12 protein-coding genes are annotated in these 12,932 nt (G+C 66.6%); 7 read left to right on the top strand and 5 right to left on the bottom strand.

Annotated features, from left to right (window positions below; all coding sequences use genetic code 11):
- Positions 1-25 precede the first annotated feature (25 nt).
- The 6 genes from CVM50_RS01595 to CVM50_RS01570 all read left to right on the top strand — a co-directional run bounded on the left by CVM50_RS01595 (position 26) and on the right by CVM50_RS01570 (position 6,709).
- Positions 26-823 carry a S49 family peptidase gene (locus CVM50_RS01595; protein ID WP_085886434.1) on the top strand — a complete coding sequence of 266 codons (798 nt, stop codon included), beginning with the start codon at positions 26-28 and terminating at the stop codon, positions 821-823.
- Positions 824-926: 103 nt separating this feature from the next.
- Complete coding sequence (locus CVM50_RS01590) at positions 927-1,133, top strand: hypothetical protein (protein ID WP_085886435.1); 207 nt, start codon at positions 927-929, stop codon at positions 1,131-1,133.
- A 7-nt stretch (positions 1,134-1,140) separates the two neighbouring features.
- Complete coding sequence (locus tag CVM50_RS01585; protein ID WP_085886436.1) at positions 1,141-2,091, top strand: calcium/sodium antiporter; 951 nt, start codon at positions 1,141-1,143, stop codon at positions 2,089-2,091.
- 21 nt (positions 2,092-2,112) lie between these two features.
- Positions 2,113-2,892 carry an SDR family oxidoreductase gene (locus CVM50_RS01580; RefSeq protein ID WP_085886437.1) on the top strand — a complete coding sequence of 260 codons (780 nt, stop codon included), beginning with the start codon at positions 2,113-2,115 and terminating at the stop codon, positions 2,890-2,892.
- Positions 2,893-3,180: 288 nt separating this feature from the next.
- Positions 3,181-5,073 (top strand): excinuclease ABC subunit UvrC, encoded by a 1,893-nt coding sequence (gene uvrC, locus CVM50_RS01575; RefSeq protein WP_085886438.1) that lies wholly within the window; start codon positions 3,181-3,183, stop codon positions 5,071-5,073.
- Between the two features lie 133 nt (positions 5,074-5,206).
- Positions 5,207-6,709 (top strand): SLC13 family permease, encoded by a 1,503-nt coding sequence (locus CVM50_RS01570; protein WP_085886439.1) that lies wholly within the window; start codon positions 5,207-5,209, stop codon positions 6,707-6,709.
- Positions 6,710-6,773: 64 nt separating this feature from the next.
- Here CVM50_RS01570 and CVM50_RS01565 read toward each other — a convergent pair whose 3' ends face one another.
- The 5 genes from CVM50_RS01565 to CVM50_RS01545 all read right to left on the bottom strand — a co-directional run bounded on the left by CVM50_RS01565 (position 6,774) and on the right by CVM50_RS01545 (position 12,286).
- Positions 6,774-7,301: a GNAT family N-acetyltransferase gene (locus CVM50_RS01565; RefSeq protein WP_085886440.1), complete on the bottom strand. Its 528-nt coding sequence runs from the start codon at positions 7,299-7,301 to the stop codon at positions 6,774-6,776.
- A 117-nt stretch (positions 7,302-7,418) separates the two neighbouring features.
- Positions 7,419-8,180 carry an ABC transporter permease gene (locus tag CVM50_RS01560; RefSeq protein WP_085886441.1) on the bottom strand — a complete coding sequence of 254 codons (762 nt, stop codon included), beginning with the start codon at positions 8,178-8,180 and terminating at the stop codon, positions 7,419-7,421.
- Positions 8,177-9,112 (bottom strand): ABC transporter ATP-binding protein, encoded by a 936-nt coding sequence (locus CVM50_RS01555; protein WP_085886442.1) that lies wholly within the window; start codon positions 9,110-9,112, stop codon positions 8,177-8,179. The genes CVM50_RS01560 and CVM50_RS01555 overlap by 4 nt, the downstream gene beginning before the upstream one ends.
- Before the next feature lie 195 nt (positions 9,113-9,307).
- A complete protein-coding gene (locus tag CVM50_RS01550; RefSeq protein WP_085886443.1) occupies positions 9,308-9,835 on the bottom strand; it encodes a CoxG family protein in 528 nt (175 codons plus the stop codon).
- A 543-nt stretch (positions 9,836-10,378) separates the two neighbouring features.
- Positions 10,379-12,286 (bottom strand): FAD-binding monooxygenase, encoded by a 1,908-nt coding sequence (locus tag CVM50_RS01545; RefSeq protein WP_085886444.1) that lies wholly within the window; start codon positions 12,284-12,286, stop codon positions 10,379-10,381.
- Between the two features lie 144 nt (positions 12,287-12,430).
- On the opposite strand from CVM50_RS01545, the gene CVM50_RS01540 reads away from it, so the two are divergent.
- Entirely contained in the window at positions 12,431-12,904 is a 474-nt protein-coding gene (locus tag CVM50_RS01540) for a MarR family winged helix-turn-helix transcriptional regulator (protein ID WP_085886445.1), read from the top strand.
- Positions 12,905-12,932 lie beyond the last annotated feature (28 nt).

The raw sequence follows: 12,932 nt of genomic DNA, 5'->3' as shown, positions 1-12,932 counted from the left end.
CAGGCCCTCGCCTTACATGCCCCCCATGGCAGTTCGGAACCCCTTCAAGAAACGCGGCCCCACCGTCGCGGTCGTCAGGCTGAGCGGCATGATCGCCACCGGCGCACGTGCCTCTCTCAACGATGAGGCGCTGGCCCCGGTGATCGAGCGCGCCTTCAAGCGCGGCAAACCCGCCGCCGTCGCCCTGGTCATAAATTCGCCCGGCGGTTCGCCGGTGCAAAGTTCGCTGATCGCCGCGCGCATCCGGCGGCTCGCCGAGGAAAAGAAGATCCCGGTGCTGGCCTTCGTCGAAGACGTGGCGGCCTCGGGCGGTTACTGGCTGGCCTGCGCCGGGGATGAGATCATCGCCGACGAAAGCTCGATGCTGGGCTCCATCGGGGTGATCTCATCGAGCTTCGGCGCCCATGTCTTCCTGGCCCGCCAGGGGATCGAGCGCCGCGTCTACACCGCCGGCGAAAGCAAGAGCATGCTGGACCCGTTCCAGCCCGAGAAGGAAGAGGACGTGGCCCGGCTGAAGGACCTGCTGGGCGATATCCACGGCCATTTCATCGCCCATGTGAAGACACGCCGCGCCGACCGGCTGAAATCCGATCCCGATCTCTTCACCGGTCGCATCTGGCTGGGCCAGGCGGCGGTCGATCTGGGCCTGGCCGATTCCATCGGTCACCTGGTGCCGGTGCTGAAGGAACGCTACGGCAAGGACGTGAAGCTGCGCCACTACGGGCGCAAGCGCGGCTGGATGCAGCGCCTGGGCGCCTCGGTGCTGGGCGAGGCTCTGGTGACGGTCGAGGAACGCGCGGCCTACGCGCGGTTCGGCCTGTGATCGCAGCCCTTGGGCCCTTCTCGATCAGCGGCCCGGCCGTTTCGCGCGCAGGGATATCCTGCTCCTGTCAGGACAGGGTGCAGACGGTAAGACCGGTCCGTCCATGCTGCTGAAGATCGTCTTTCTCTTTCTCGTCGGTATGGCCGTGCTGGCCATGTTCGGCAAGCTGTCGCTGCTGCGCAAACTGGGCAGCGATGTCCTGAAACCCGCACGCCGCGTCTCTGCCACCTGCCCCGACTGCGGGCGGCACCGGATCGGCAAGGGCCCCTGCCCCTGCAAGGCCGGCACAGAAAACCGTAAGGGGAGTTAATCCGCGAATGCTCGTCTGGCTCATGGCCGCTCTCGGCCTCGTCATCCTGCTTCTGGCCGGCGACATGCTGGTGCGGGGCGCCGTCAACCTGGCGCTGCGCATCGGCATCCCGGCGCTGCTGGTCAGCCTGACCATCGTCGCCTTCGGCACCTCGGCGCCGGAACTCCTGATCTCGCTGAAGGCCGCCGCGCAGGAAAAACCCGGCCTGGCCCTGGGCAACGTGGTGGGATCGAATACCGCCAACGTGCTGCTGGTGCTGGGCCTGCCCGCGATCCTGGCCACCATGCGCACCGCCGGCCACGACACCCGCAAGAGCTATGTCGTGATGCTGGGGGCATCCTTCATCTTCGTGCTGCTGGCCTTCCGCGGCTTTACCCATCTGGACGGGCTGATCCTGCTGACCATGCTGGCGCTGATCCTGTTCGATCAGGGCCGCGAGGCGATGCGTCACCGCAGCGAAGCCAATGGCGCGGCCATCGACGAGGAGGACCTCGAAGGCGCGGACCCGAAGATGCCCGGCTGGAAGATCGGGCTCTATCTCCTGCTGGGCCTCGCGGGCCTGCCCCTGGGTGCCTCTCTGCTGGTCGACAGCGCCTCGGAGATCGCCCGCGACTACGGTATCAGTGAGACGGTGATCGGCCTGACCCTGGTGGCCCTCGGCACCTCGCTGCCGGAACTGGCGACCACGGTGATGGCGGCGCTGCGCCGCCAGGCCGACGTGGCCCTGGGCAACGTGATCGGGTCCAACCTGTTCAACCTGCTGGCCATCATCGGCATCACCACGATCTTCGCCCCGATCCCCGTCGACATGCCCGAGCTGGCCTTCGACTTTGCCGTCATGCTGGGGGCCTCGCTGCTGCTGATCCCCTTCGTCTTCTTCGCCCGCGACATCGGCCGGCTCTGGGGGATCGTGCTGACTGCGCTATATGGCCTCTACATCGTTCTTGTCCTGACCTGATCCCAAGCGGAGGAAAGCCCCATGTCCCGCGCCCTCGTCACCGGAGCCGCCAAACGCCTTGGCCGTGCCATGGCCCTGACCCTGGCCGAGGATGGCCATGACGTCGCGGTGCATTACAACGGCTCCGCCGAGGCCGCCGAGGAGGTCGTGGCCGAGATCCGCGCCATGGGGCGCCAGGCCGTCGCACTTCAGGCGAACATGACGCAGGAGGCCGAGGTGGCCCCCCTCATAGATCGCGCCGCCGAGGCCCTAGGCGGGCCGCTGACCTGCCTGGTCAACAACGCATCGGTCTTCGACTACGACAACATCGAGACCGCCGACCGCGCCGGCTGGGATCGCCACATGGAGGTGAACCTGCGCGCGCCCTTCCTGCTGACACAGCTCTTCGCGGAGCAGGCCCCCGCGGCCGCGACCGACGATCACGGCGAGCCGGTGGCCCAGGCGCTGGTGATCCAGATGCTGGATCAGCGGGTGCACAAGCTGACCCCGGAATTCATGTCCTACACGATTTCCAAGATGGGTCTCTGGGCCTTCACCCAGACCGCCGCCCGTGCCCTGGCGCCTGCAGTGCGCGTCAACGCCATCGGTCCCGGCCCCACCCTGCGCGGCGCCCGGCAAAGCCAGGCGCATTTTGACAGCCAGCGGCAGAACACCGTGCTGGAACGCGGCTCCGACCCGGAGGATATCTGCGGCGCGCTGCGCTATTTCCTGGGGGCAAAAGGGGTCACCGGACAGCTGATCTGCACCGACGGCGGCCAGCACCTGGCCTGGCAGACACCGGACGTACAGGGCGTCGAGTGATGTGTCGCGGACAGAGTTTTGCACCTGTCACGGCGCCTTTACAAATCCGTTACCAAAACCTCAATGTTTTCAGCTGGTTGTCCTCCGCAATAAAAATTTCCCAGCAAAAACAACCAGTTGAAAATCCGCATAAAATTTAGTCAACTCAAGGAAAGCGCCGCGTAACAAGGGTTTTTTTCGGATGTCTAAATCCTATCCCCGGACTTATCCACAGAATGCGGGGAAAGCTTTGCTCTTGTCTCCACACGCGGAAATTTGCAGCCCTTCCGAGAATCGAGACGGAATCGCATGACCGACGGAATCGACAGCACGACCGAGACGGAGACCGGCGAAAACCGGCCTCGCGGGCGTGCCGTGATCCAGTCCTACCTGTCCACGCTGGACAGCTCTCCCGGCGTCTACCGGATGCTCGATAGCGAGAGCCGGGTGCTGTATGTCGGCAAGGCGCGGAACCTGAAGGCGCGCGTGTCCAGCTATGCGCGGCCCACCGGTCATTCCGAACGGATCGCCCGGATGATCCGCCAGACCGCTTCGATGATGTTCCTGACCACGCGCACGGAAACCGAGGCGCTTTTGCTGGAACAGAACCTCATCAAGCAGCTGAAACCGCGCTACAACGTGCTGCTGCGCGACGACAAGTCCTTCCCCAATATCCTGGTCGCCAAGGACACCCCCTTTCCGCAGATCCGCAAGCATCGCGGCGCGAAGAAGGACAAGGGCGCCTACTATGGCCCCTTCGCCAGCGCGGGCGCGGTGAACCGCACGCTGAACCAGCTGCAAAGGGTCTTCCTGCTGCGCAACTGTTCGGATTCGATGTTCGACAGCCGCACGCGCCCCTGCCTGCTCTATCAGATCAAGCGCTGCAGCGCGCCTTGCGTGGGCTATATCTCCGAGGCGGATTACGCCGCCACCGTGGCCGACGCGGAACGCTTCCTGCAGGGCCGGTCCACGGACGTGCAGGAGAAGCTGGCCGCCGAGATGCAGAAGGCTTCCGAGGAGATGGAATTCGAGCGCGCCGCCGCCCTGCGCGACCGGATCAAGGCCCTGACCCAGGTGCAGTCGACCCAAGGCATCAACCCGCGTTCCACCGCCGAGGCGGACGTGGTGGCCCTGCACATGGAACACGGCCAGGCCTGCGTGCAGGTCTTCTTCATCCGCGCGCACCAGAACTGGGGCAACCAGGATTTCTATCCCCGCGCGGGCACCGACGTCAGCGAGGCCGAGGTCATGCAGGCCTTCCTGGGCCAGTTCTACGACCAGAAAGAACCGCCGCGGCAGATCCTGCTGTCCCATGACATCGAGGACACCGACCTGATGCAGGAGGTGCTGTCGGAAAAGGCCGGCCGCAAGGTCGAGATCCTGGTGCCGCAACGGGGCGAGAAGCTGGAGCTGATCGCCGGCGCCGCCCGCAACGCCCGCGAAAGCCTGGGCCGCCGCATGTCGGAAAGCGCGACGCAACAAAAGCTGCTTAAGGGGCTGGCCGAGGCCTTTGGCCTGGAAAAGGTGCCCGAGCGGATCGAGGTCTACGACAACTCCCACATCCAGGGCACCAATGCCGTCGGCGGCATGATCGTCGCCGGGCCCGACGGGTTCCTGAAATCGCAGTACCGCAAGTTCAACATCCGCGGCGACGAACTGACCCCCGGCGATGACTTCGGCATGATGAAGGAGGTGCTCAAGCGCCGCCTGAAACGGTTGCTGAAGGAAGATCCCGACCACGGCAAGGGCATGTGGCCCGACCTGCTGCTGATCGACGGCGGCGCGGGTCAGGTCAGCGCGGTACAGGAGATCCTGGAGGAAATGGGCGTGCCCGACCTGCCCATGGTGGGGGTCGCCAAGGGTGTGGACCGCGACCACGGCAAGGAAGAGTTCCACCGCCCCGACCAGCGGCCCTTCGCCCTGAGGATGAACGACCCGGTCCTCTATTTCGTGCAGCGGATGCGCGACGAGGCGCATCGCTTTGCAATCGGCACCCACCGGGCCAAGCGCGCGAAGGCGAACATGGCCAACCCGCTGGACGAGGTGCCGGGCGTCGGCGCGGCGCGCAAGCGGGCGCTGCTGGCGCATTTCGGCTCGGCCAAGGCGGTCAGCCGGGCGAACCTGGCGGACCTGAAGGCGGTCGATGGCGTCTCCAGCAGCCTGGCCGAAAAGATCTACGATCACTTCCATTCCGGCGGCTGAGGGTGCAGGCCCGAGGCCGCGCGCCTCACGAACACGCGAGGCGCGGGAATTTCGCGCGCCCGCGTCCCGGCCGCTCTTGCGATCAGTCGCCGCGCCGCGTCTAAGGCCCGGAAACCGCCATGGAGAGTGACGCATGAGAACGCCGCCCACCGAACGAGAGATCCAGGCCCAGTCGGATCCGAACCACCCGCCCCACGACGACCCGATCGAACCGATCAAGCCGTGGAAACTGGTGGCGCTGATCCTCGGCCCCGTCGCCACCCTGATCCTGTCGCTGCTGCCTGCCCCGGCGGACATGTCGCCCGAGGCCTGGCACCTGGTAGCGCTGACCGTCTGGATGGTCGTCTGGTGGCTGTCGGAGGCGGTGCCCCTGCCCGCCACGGCCCTGCTGCCGATTCCGATGATGCCGCTTCTTGGCATCCAGGAGGTGCCGGCGATCACGGTGAACTACGGCAACCACCTGATCTTCCTCTTCCTCGGCGGCTTCATCCTGGCAGGTGCCATGCAACGCTGGGGCCTGCACCGGCGCATCGCGCTGACCATCGTGCGCGCCATCGGCTCGACGCCCACGCGGATCGTGCTGGGCTTCATGCTGGCCACGGCCTTCCTGTCGATGTGGATCTCCAACACCGCCACCGCCGTCATGATGTATGCCGTCGGCATCTCGGTGATCGAGTTCGTCGCCGCCAAGGTCGAGGACCGCGCGCTGGTGCGCAACTTCGGCGTGGCGCTGATGCTGTCGATCGCCTTCTCCGCCTCCATCGGCGGCGTCGGCACGCTGATCGGCACGCCGCCGAACGCCCTTCTGGCGGGCCTGCTGGGGGAAACCTACGGAATCGAGATCGGCTTCATGCAATGGATGCTGATCGGGGTGCCCGTGGTGCTGGTGATGCTGCCGGTGGCCTATCTGCTGCTGACCCGCGTGATCTTCCCGATGAAGGGGCTGGATCTGGGCGGCGTCAACGCGGTGATCGACGAGGAATACCAGCGGCTGGGTCGCATGGACCGGGGCGAGATCATCGTCGCCGTGGTCTTCGGCGCCGCCGCCTTCTTCTGGATCACCCGCAGCTTCCTGGGCCTGCCGCTGAACGACGCGGGCATCGGCATGGCCGCCGCGCTGCTGCTTTTCGCGATCCCCGTGGGCCGGAAGCAGGGCTTCGTACTGGACTGGTCGATCACCCGCACCCTGCCCTGGGGCGTGCTGATGCTGTTCGGTGGCGGCCTGGCCCTGGCTGGCGCCTTCAGCGCCACCGGGCTGGCCGAATGGATCGGCGATGGCGTCGCGGGCCTGCAGGGCATCAACCTGTGGCTGCTGGTGCTGATCGTTGCCGTGGTGATCGTCTACCTGACCGAGATCACCTCGAACACCGCCTCCACCGCCACCTTCCTGCCGATCCTGGGTGCCGTGGCCGTGGGCCTGGGCGTCTCGCCCGAACTGCTGATGGTGCCGGTGGCGCTTGGCGCCTCGATGGCATTCATGATGCCGGTGGCCACGCCGCCCAATGCCATCGTCTTCTCCTACGAGGAGATGCACCTGAGCGACATGGTGAAGGCGGGCTTCCTGCTGAACATCGTGTCGATCGCCGTGGTCTTCGCCGCGATGTACCTGCTGGCGGGGCCGGTCTTCGGCCTGTAAGCCGGGCGACATGACAAACCCAAAGGGGGCCACCGGCCCCCTTTTTCATGTCCGCCGAATGGCCCTACCAAATGTCAGGGCGGTCCAGCGCCGCCGCACAGCGCGACGGCCCGCGCAGGCTCGGGGCGCCCGCCCCGTCCAGGCGTTGCCCGATCCAGCCCTGAGGCATCGACAGGGGCAGCGGGGGCTGCACCTGCGCCTCGGTCACGGGACCGAACCCCAGACGGCCATAGAAGGCCGGATCGCCGTAGGTCATCACCACCTCCACGCCGTCGCCGCGCAGCGCGTTCAGCGCGTGACGCAACAGGGCCTGACCGATACCCTGCCGCTTCCAGGCCGGGGCCACGGCCATCGGCGACAACAGGAAGACCCGTGCCGGGTCCTCTGGGAACAGCAGCCGGGTAAAGATCAACCCGGCCACCGGCGCCCCGTCGCGCATATCTCGAAAGACGCGGATGTCTGCGCCGGGCGTCTTGGTCAGCAGATCCCCCACCAGATCACCGATCAGCGGCCCTTCCTCGGCGCCAAAGGCCGCGACGAAAAGCGCGCGAAAGGGCTCTTCGGGCCCCTCATGTCCTGTGGTGATCGTCATCGCCTGCCTCTCTGGTCTGGCAGCCACCAGTCTGCGGCTCCGCGGGCGCCCTGGCAACGGCAAAGAAAAAGGGAGGCCCGAAGGCCTCCCTGTCGTGTCAGTGCCGCGCGCCCCGCCTCAGTCGCGGATGCGCCAGCCGGTCTGGAAGATGCGCGCCACCAGCCCGAGGCAGATGGCAAAGAAGATCGCGACGGCCAGCAGGCTCCAGCCCACGGCGACGTCCGCCACCCCGAAGAAGGCCCAGCGGAAGCCCGAGATCAGGTAGAAGACCGGGTTGAAATGGGTGATCGTCTGCCACACCGGCGGCAACATCTCGGTCGAATAGAAGGAGCCGCCGAGGAAGACCAGCGGCGTCACGACCAAGAGCGGCACCAGTTGCAGCTGCTCAAAATTCTTTGCCCAGATCCCGATGATGAAGCCCAGAAGGGCGAAGGCCAGGCAGGTCAGCACCAGGAACAGCACCATGGCCACCGGATGCAGGATCGTCAGGTCGATGAAGACCGCCGCAGTGCCGAGGATCACCATCCCGATGAACAGCGCCTTGGTCGCCGCCGCCCCCACGAAACCGATGACGATTTCCAGGAAGTTGATCGGCGCCGAAAGCAGCTCGAACACCGTGCCGGTGAACTTCGGGAAATAGATCCCGAAACTGGCGTTGGAAATCGACTGCATGATGACCGACAGCATGATCAGGCCGGGCACGATGAAGGCGCCGTAGGACACGCCCTCGACCGTTTCGATGCGCGAGCCGATGGCGGCCCCGAAGACCACGAAGTAGAGCGAGGTCGAGATGACGGGTGAGACGAAGCTTTGCAGGATGGTGCGGAAGAACCGCTGCATCTCGTTCATGTAGATGGCCTGGACGGCACGGAGGTTCATTGCGCCTCTCCTTCTCCTTCGACGAGACCGACGAAGATCTCTTCCAGCGAGCTTTGGCTGGTGTGCAGGTCCCGCAGGATGATGCCGGCCTCGGAAAAGGCGCGCATCAGCCCGGCGATGCCGGTGCGGTCGGCCTGGGTGTCATAGCGATAGGTGAGCGACAGACCGTCCGCCGACAGCTCCAGGTCGTACTCCGCCAGGGGGGCGGGGATCTCGGCCAGCGGCTCGCGCAGCTCGACCGTCAGTTCCTTGCGGCCCAGGCGGCGCATCAGGTCGCCGGTCTTTTCGACCATCAGGATCTCGCCGCCCCGGATGACCGCGACGCGGTCGGCCATGGCCTCGGCCTCTTCGATGTAATGGGTGGTCAGGATGATGGTCACGCCCTGCTTCTTCAGCTCGGCGACCACATCCCACATCTCCTTGCGCAGGCTTACGTCGACCCCCGCGGTCGGCTCATCCAGGAACAGCACGCGCGGCTCATGCGCCAGCGCCTTGCCGATCAGCACGCGGCGTTTCATGCCGCCAGACAGTTCCCGCACGCGGTTGGACCGCTTTTCCCACAGGGCCAGCTTGCGCAGCACCTCCTCGACCTTGGCGGTGTCGCGCGGCTTGCCGAAGATCCCGCGCGAGAAATGCAGGTTCGTCTCCACGTAGGAGAAGGGCTCGAGGTTGATCTCCTGCGGGACCAGGCCGATCAGCTTGCGCGCTTCGCGGTACTGGGTCTTGATGTCGTAGCCGGCCACGGTCGCCGTCCCCGAGGTGGGCTCGGTGATGCCGCAGAGGGTTGAGATCAGCGTGGTCTTGCCCGCCCCGTTGGGGCCGAGCAGGGCCAGGATCTCCCCCTCCTCGATGTCGAGCGTAACGCCCTTCAGCGCCTCGAACCCGCCGTCGTAGACTTTCCGCAGGTCGCGGATTTCCAGGATCGCTGACATGCGTCCCTCCGGTTGATGTCGGTTACTCGGTCCGCGCAGGCCGCGCGGCCGGAAAGGCAAACGGGCCCGTGGGGCCCGTCAGTTGCACATCAGGTAGCCCGGGGCGGGCCGGGTTTCACTGTGCCATTTCACACAATGGGTTCGCATCTTTGCGCCGGGCCTCCCCTCCCGTCACGGCTGCGCCTGCGTGCGGGCCTATTTGCCGCGCCAGCGCGACAGCCAGCCCTTCTTCTCGGCCTCCGACACCGGAGCCTCGTCGCCCTCGGCCTCTTCGCCCTCTGCCGGGCCTTCCAGCACCTCCTGGAAGCGGGTGAAGAACTGGTCCGCCATTTTCTTGGCGAAACCATCGACCACGCGCGAGCCGAGCTGCGCCAGCTTGCCGCCCACCTTGGCGTCGACATCGTAGGACAGCTCGGTGCCCTCCTCGACCTCCGCCAGGCGAACGCGGGCGCCGCCCTTGGCGAAACCGGCCGCGCCGCCCTTGCCTTCGCCGGTCAGGGTCAGGGCCTCGTTCTCGACAATGTCCGACACCGTGACCTCGCCCTTGAAGGTCGCCTTCACCGGCCCGACCTTCTGCGCGACGACGGCGTGGAAGCCCTCTTCCGGCGTGCCGGTCACCTCCTTGGCGCCGGGGACGCATTCCTGCAGCACCTCTGGCGAAAGCAGCGCCGCGAAAACCTTTTCCTTGTCCGCGCGGATCACGCGGCTGTCGCTCATTTCCATGGGGCGCGCCTCCTGTCGTTCCTGTCGCGTCAGGCTAGAGGATGTGCGGGCAGTTGAAAAGTCAGTGGAGGTCGGAGGCGGGCACAAGCTGTCCGGACCGGCGGTGGGACTTCCGCCGGTCCGGCTCCCGGGCAGCGCTGTGGGCGCGCGGGATACACGCCCGGGAAGCTTGTGAGTCAGGTCAGACCATTTGGTGTGTGTGTCAGCTGGGCCGACCTGACTCGCTATCATTGGCAGGAGGGGCGTGCGTGTGTGTGTCGCGCCACCGCCTGTCCGGTGTCCGGAGGCCGCCGGCGCAGAGCCCTCTTGCCGCGGTCCCGACCTCGCCCCGGCCTGTCGTGCCGGGTGTCTACCGCCAGGTGGTACCGCACCTATATACATGCCTGAATTCTGCAGGAATTTCAGTTGCTCAATCGTGTCACATGGCGCGCCGAGGGATAGCCGGATTATCCGAACGGATAGGCGCGGCGCGCGGCCTGTCGCGACCTGCAAGCCCGACCGATATAAGGGCGCCCCGATGCCGCCTGGCAGGGGCGCCCTCCGTCAGCGGGCAGGGCGGAAGACGCCCGCCAGGACCTCCGACAGGGCCGCCACGTCCGTCAGCGGCAGCACGTGGGAAACGTGCTGATCGGGCCGCACCAGCACCATGGCGCCCTGCCCCCGGTCGATGCCGCGCGCGTCGAAGATGTCGGGGCCGTCCTTAAGGTCCGGGCAGAAGACCTTCTCCTGGTCGATCAACCCGTAGCGGCCCTTCGCCGGACGCAGAATCGGGTGCATCTGCGGCAGGGACAGGTCGCGGTGGCCCTGCTGGACGACCGCCCGCAGGTCGAGGACCGAGTCGATGTCGTTGCCCTCCGGCGTGATCCGCCGCAGGGGCGAGGTCGGATCGGTGCCAAGCGCCTCGCACAGCCGCCAAAGGGCGCTGTCGGGCGTGGTCGGATCGCTGGCGTCGGCAAAGGCAAAGAGCCGCCAGCGCCCGTCGGCCCGCACCACGTGGCCCAGCTGCAGGGGTTTCGCATCCGCCAACCGGATCACCGGAGCAGAATGGAACCGCATGCCGATGTCGAAGCCGCGCGCCAGGCCCTGGTGCGTCTTCTGCCCGATCAGCCGCGAGGGCGCATAGCGGATCGCGGTGCCGGCGGTGAAACGGCCATGCTGCTGGAAGTAGTCCTGGAAGACCGCCGGATCGACGCCATCGTCGTTGCCCTCACCACTCTTGGGGCGGGCGCTGAACATGGCGGCGAATTCCCGGTCGAAGTCGATCAGCATCTGCGCCACGCCCTGGCGTTCCGCGCTGTAGCTGTCCAGCAGATCGGGGTCGCTGCGCCCCCGCAGCACGGCGGCCAGTTTCCAGCCCAGGTTGAAACCGTCGCGCATCGACACGTTCATCCCCTGCCCGGCCTTTGGGCTGTGGGTATGGCAGGCGTCGCCCGCGATGAAGACATGCGGCGCGCGTCCCTCCGCCCCGTCGTCGTATCGATCGCACAGGCGCTGGCCGATCTCGTAGACGGACCACCAGGCGACCTCCTTCACGTCCAGGCTGTAGGGATGCAGGATCCGCTGCGCCGCCGCGATCAGGTGATCGACCTTCAGGTTCTTGTCGCGGATGCGTTCCTCGGGCGAGAGCTTGTCCAGCTCGATATAGAGCCGGACCATGTAGCCGCCCTCCCGCGGGATCACCAGGAGGCTGCCCTGGTCCCGCGAATGCACCGTCGCCTTCAGGCGGATGTCGGGGAAATCGGTGACCGCCAGCACGTCCATCACGCCCCAGGCCTGGTTCGCAGCATCCCCCTTCAGCTCTCGCCCGATGCTGGCGCGCACCCGGCTGCGGGCGCCGTCGCAGCCCACCACGTAGCGCGCGCGCACCTCCTCGACCTCGCCGGCGCGGTCGGGGTCGGTGCTTTCGACGCGCACCAGCAGCGGATGCTCCGCGTCGTCATCGCGGATCAGCTCGACCAGGCGGCGGTTGTAGTCGGGCAGGATCCCCGCCGGGCCGTCGCGCATCAGGTCGAGGAAATGGTCATGCACCCGGGCCTGGTTGAGGATCACATGGGGAAACTCCGACAGCCCGTCCTCGGTGTCCTGGATCCGGCCCGAGCGGGCGATGCGCGACGGCTCCGCCGGGTCCGGTTTCCAGAAGGCGGTTTCGTTCACCCAATAGGCCTCTTCCTCGATCCGGCGGGCGAAACCGAAGGCCTCGAACATCTCCATCGAGCGGCAGGCGATCCCGTCGGCCTGGCCTACCAAGAGGCGGCCCGGTTTCTGTTCGATGATCCGCGTGGTGATCCCCTCGAAGGCCGCCAGCTGCGCGGCCACCACCAGCCCCGTGGGCCCGGCGCCGACAATCAGCACATCGACCTGGTCGGGCAGTGGGCGGTACGGCGGGGTCTCTTTCAGCGGATGGGCGATGGCCGGATTGCCGGGCCGGAACCCGTTCAGATGAAACTGCATGTCTCCTCCCAGAGCGATCTCTCAAATTTTAGTAAGTCAACTTATGATAAGCATGCATCTTATCTCCGGTCAAGAAATTGATGTGCCCACTTATCAACTGCGCTAGACTGGCCCGCGACACCGCGGATGGCGAAGGAGAGAGCATTGGAGATCACGGGCATGGCCGGGCATCTGATCCGGCGGCTGAACCAGCATTCGACCCATGTCTTCCAGCAGCGGACGAAGGCGGCCGGGCTGGATCTGACCCCGGTGCAATTCGCCGCCATGGGGGCCGTGCGCGACAATCCCGGCATCGACCAGGCGGGTGTCGCCGGGCGGATCGCCTATGACCGCGCCACCATCGGCGGGGTGATCGAACGTCTGGTGCAAAAGGGCCACCTGCGGCGCGAGGTCAGCGCCACCGACCGCCGCGCCCGGGCCGTCTACCTGACGGCAGATGGCGCGGAGCTTCTGGCCCGCGCCCTGCCCGTGGTGGCGGATCTGCAGGCGGAGATCCTGGCCGGGCTGACGGCGGAGGAAAGCGCGCAGTTCCACGCCCTGGCCGGAAAGGTGCTGGCGCGCCTCGACGCGCCCGACGCGGCACCCGCCCCTGCGTCACAAGGTGGCGACGCGGGGTGAGGGGCTTCCCCGACCGCCCGCAACCGGC

This window comes from Pseudooceanicola marinus (genome assembly GCF_002786295.1).
In the GTDB taxonomy this organism is placed as follows: domain Bacteria; phylum Pseudomonadota; class Alphaproteobacteria; order Rhodobacterales; family Rhodobacteraceae; genus Pseudooceanicola; species Pseudooceanicola marinus.
The sequence above is the reverse complement of the archived record's forward strand: the minus strand, read 5'-3'. Positions and strand labels throughout refer to the sequence as shown.

Excerpts from the sequence above, each read along its gene's own strand:
- CVM50_RS01595 (WP_085886434.1), top strand. The coding sequence starts at position 26 with ATGGCAGTTCGGAACCCCTTCAAGAAACGCGGCCCCACCGTCGCGGTC.
- CVM50_RS01590 (WP_085886435.1), top strand. The coding sequence starts at position 927 with ATGCTGCTGAAGATCGTCTTTCTCTTTCTCGTCGGTATGGCCGTGCTG.
- CVM50_RS01585 (WP_085886436.1), top strand. The coding sequence starts at position 1,141 with ATGCTCGTCTGGCTCATGGCCGCTCTCGGCCTCGTCATCCTGCTTCTG.
- CVM50_RS01580 (WP_085886437.1), top strand. The coding sequence starts at position 2,113 with ATGTCCCGCGCCCTCGTCACCGGAGCCGCCAAACGCCTTGGCCGTGCC.
- uvrC (WP_085886438.1), top strand. The coding sequence starts at position 3,181 with ATGACCGACGGAATCGACAGCACGACCGAGACGGAGACCGGCGAAAAC.
- CVM50_RS01570 (WP_085886439.1), top strand. The coding sequence starts at position 5,207 with ATGAGAACGCCGCCCACCGAACGAGAGATCCAGGCCCAGTCGGATCCG.
- CVM50_RS01565 (WP_085886440.1), bottom strand. The coding sequence starts at position 7,301 with ATGACGATCACCACAGGACATGAGGGGCCCGAAGAGCCCTTTCGCGCG.
- CVM50_RS01560 (WP_085886441.1), bottom strand. The coding sequence starts at position 8,180 with ATGAACCTCCGTGCCGTCCAGGCCATCTACATGAACGAGATGCAGCGG.
- CVM50_RS01555 (WP_085886442.1), bottom strand. The coding sequence starts at position 9,112 with ATGTCAGCGATCCTGGAAATCCGCGACCTGCGGAAAGTCTACGACGGC.
- CVM50_RS01550 (WP_085886443.1), bottom strand. The coding sequence starts at position 9,835 with ATGGAAATGAGCGACAGCCGCGTGATCCGCGCGGACAAGGAAAAGGTT.
- CVM50_RS01545 (WP_085886444.1), bottom strand. The coding sequence starts at position 12,286 with ATGCAGTTTCATCTGAACGGGTTCCGGCCCGGCAATCCGGCCATCGCC.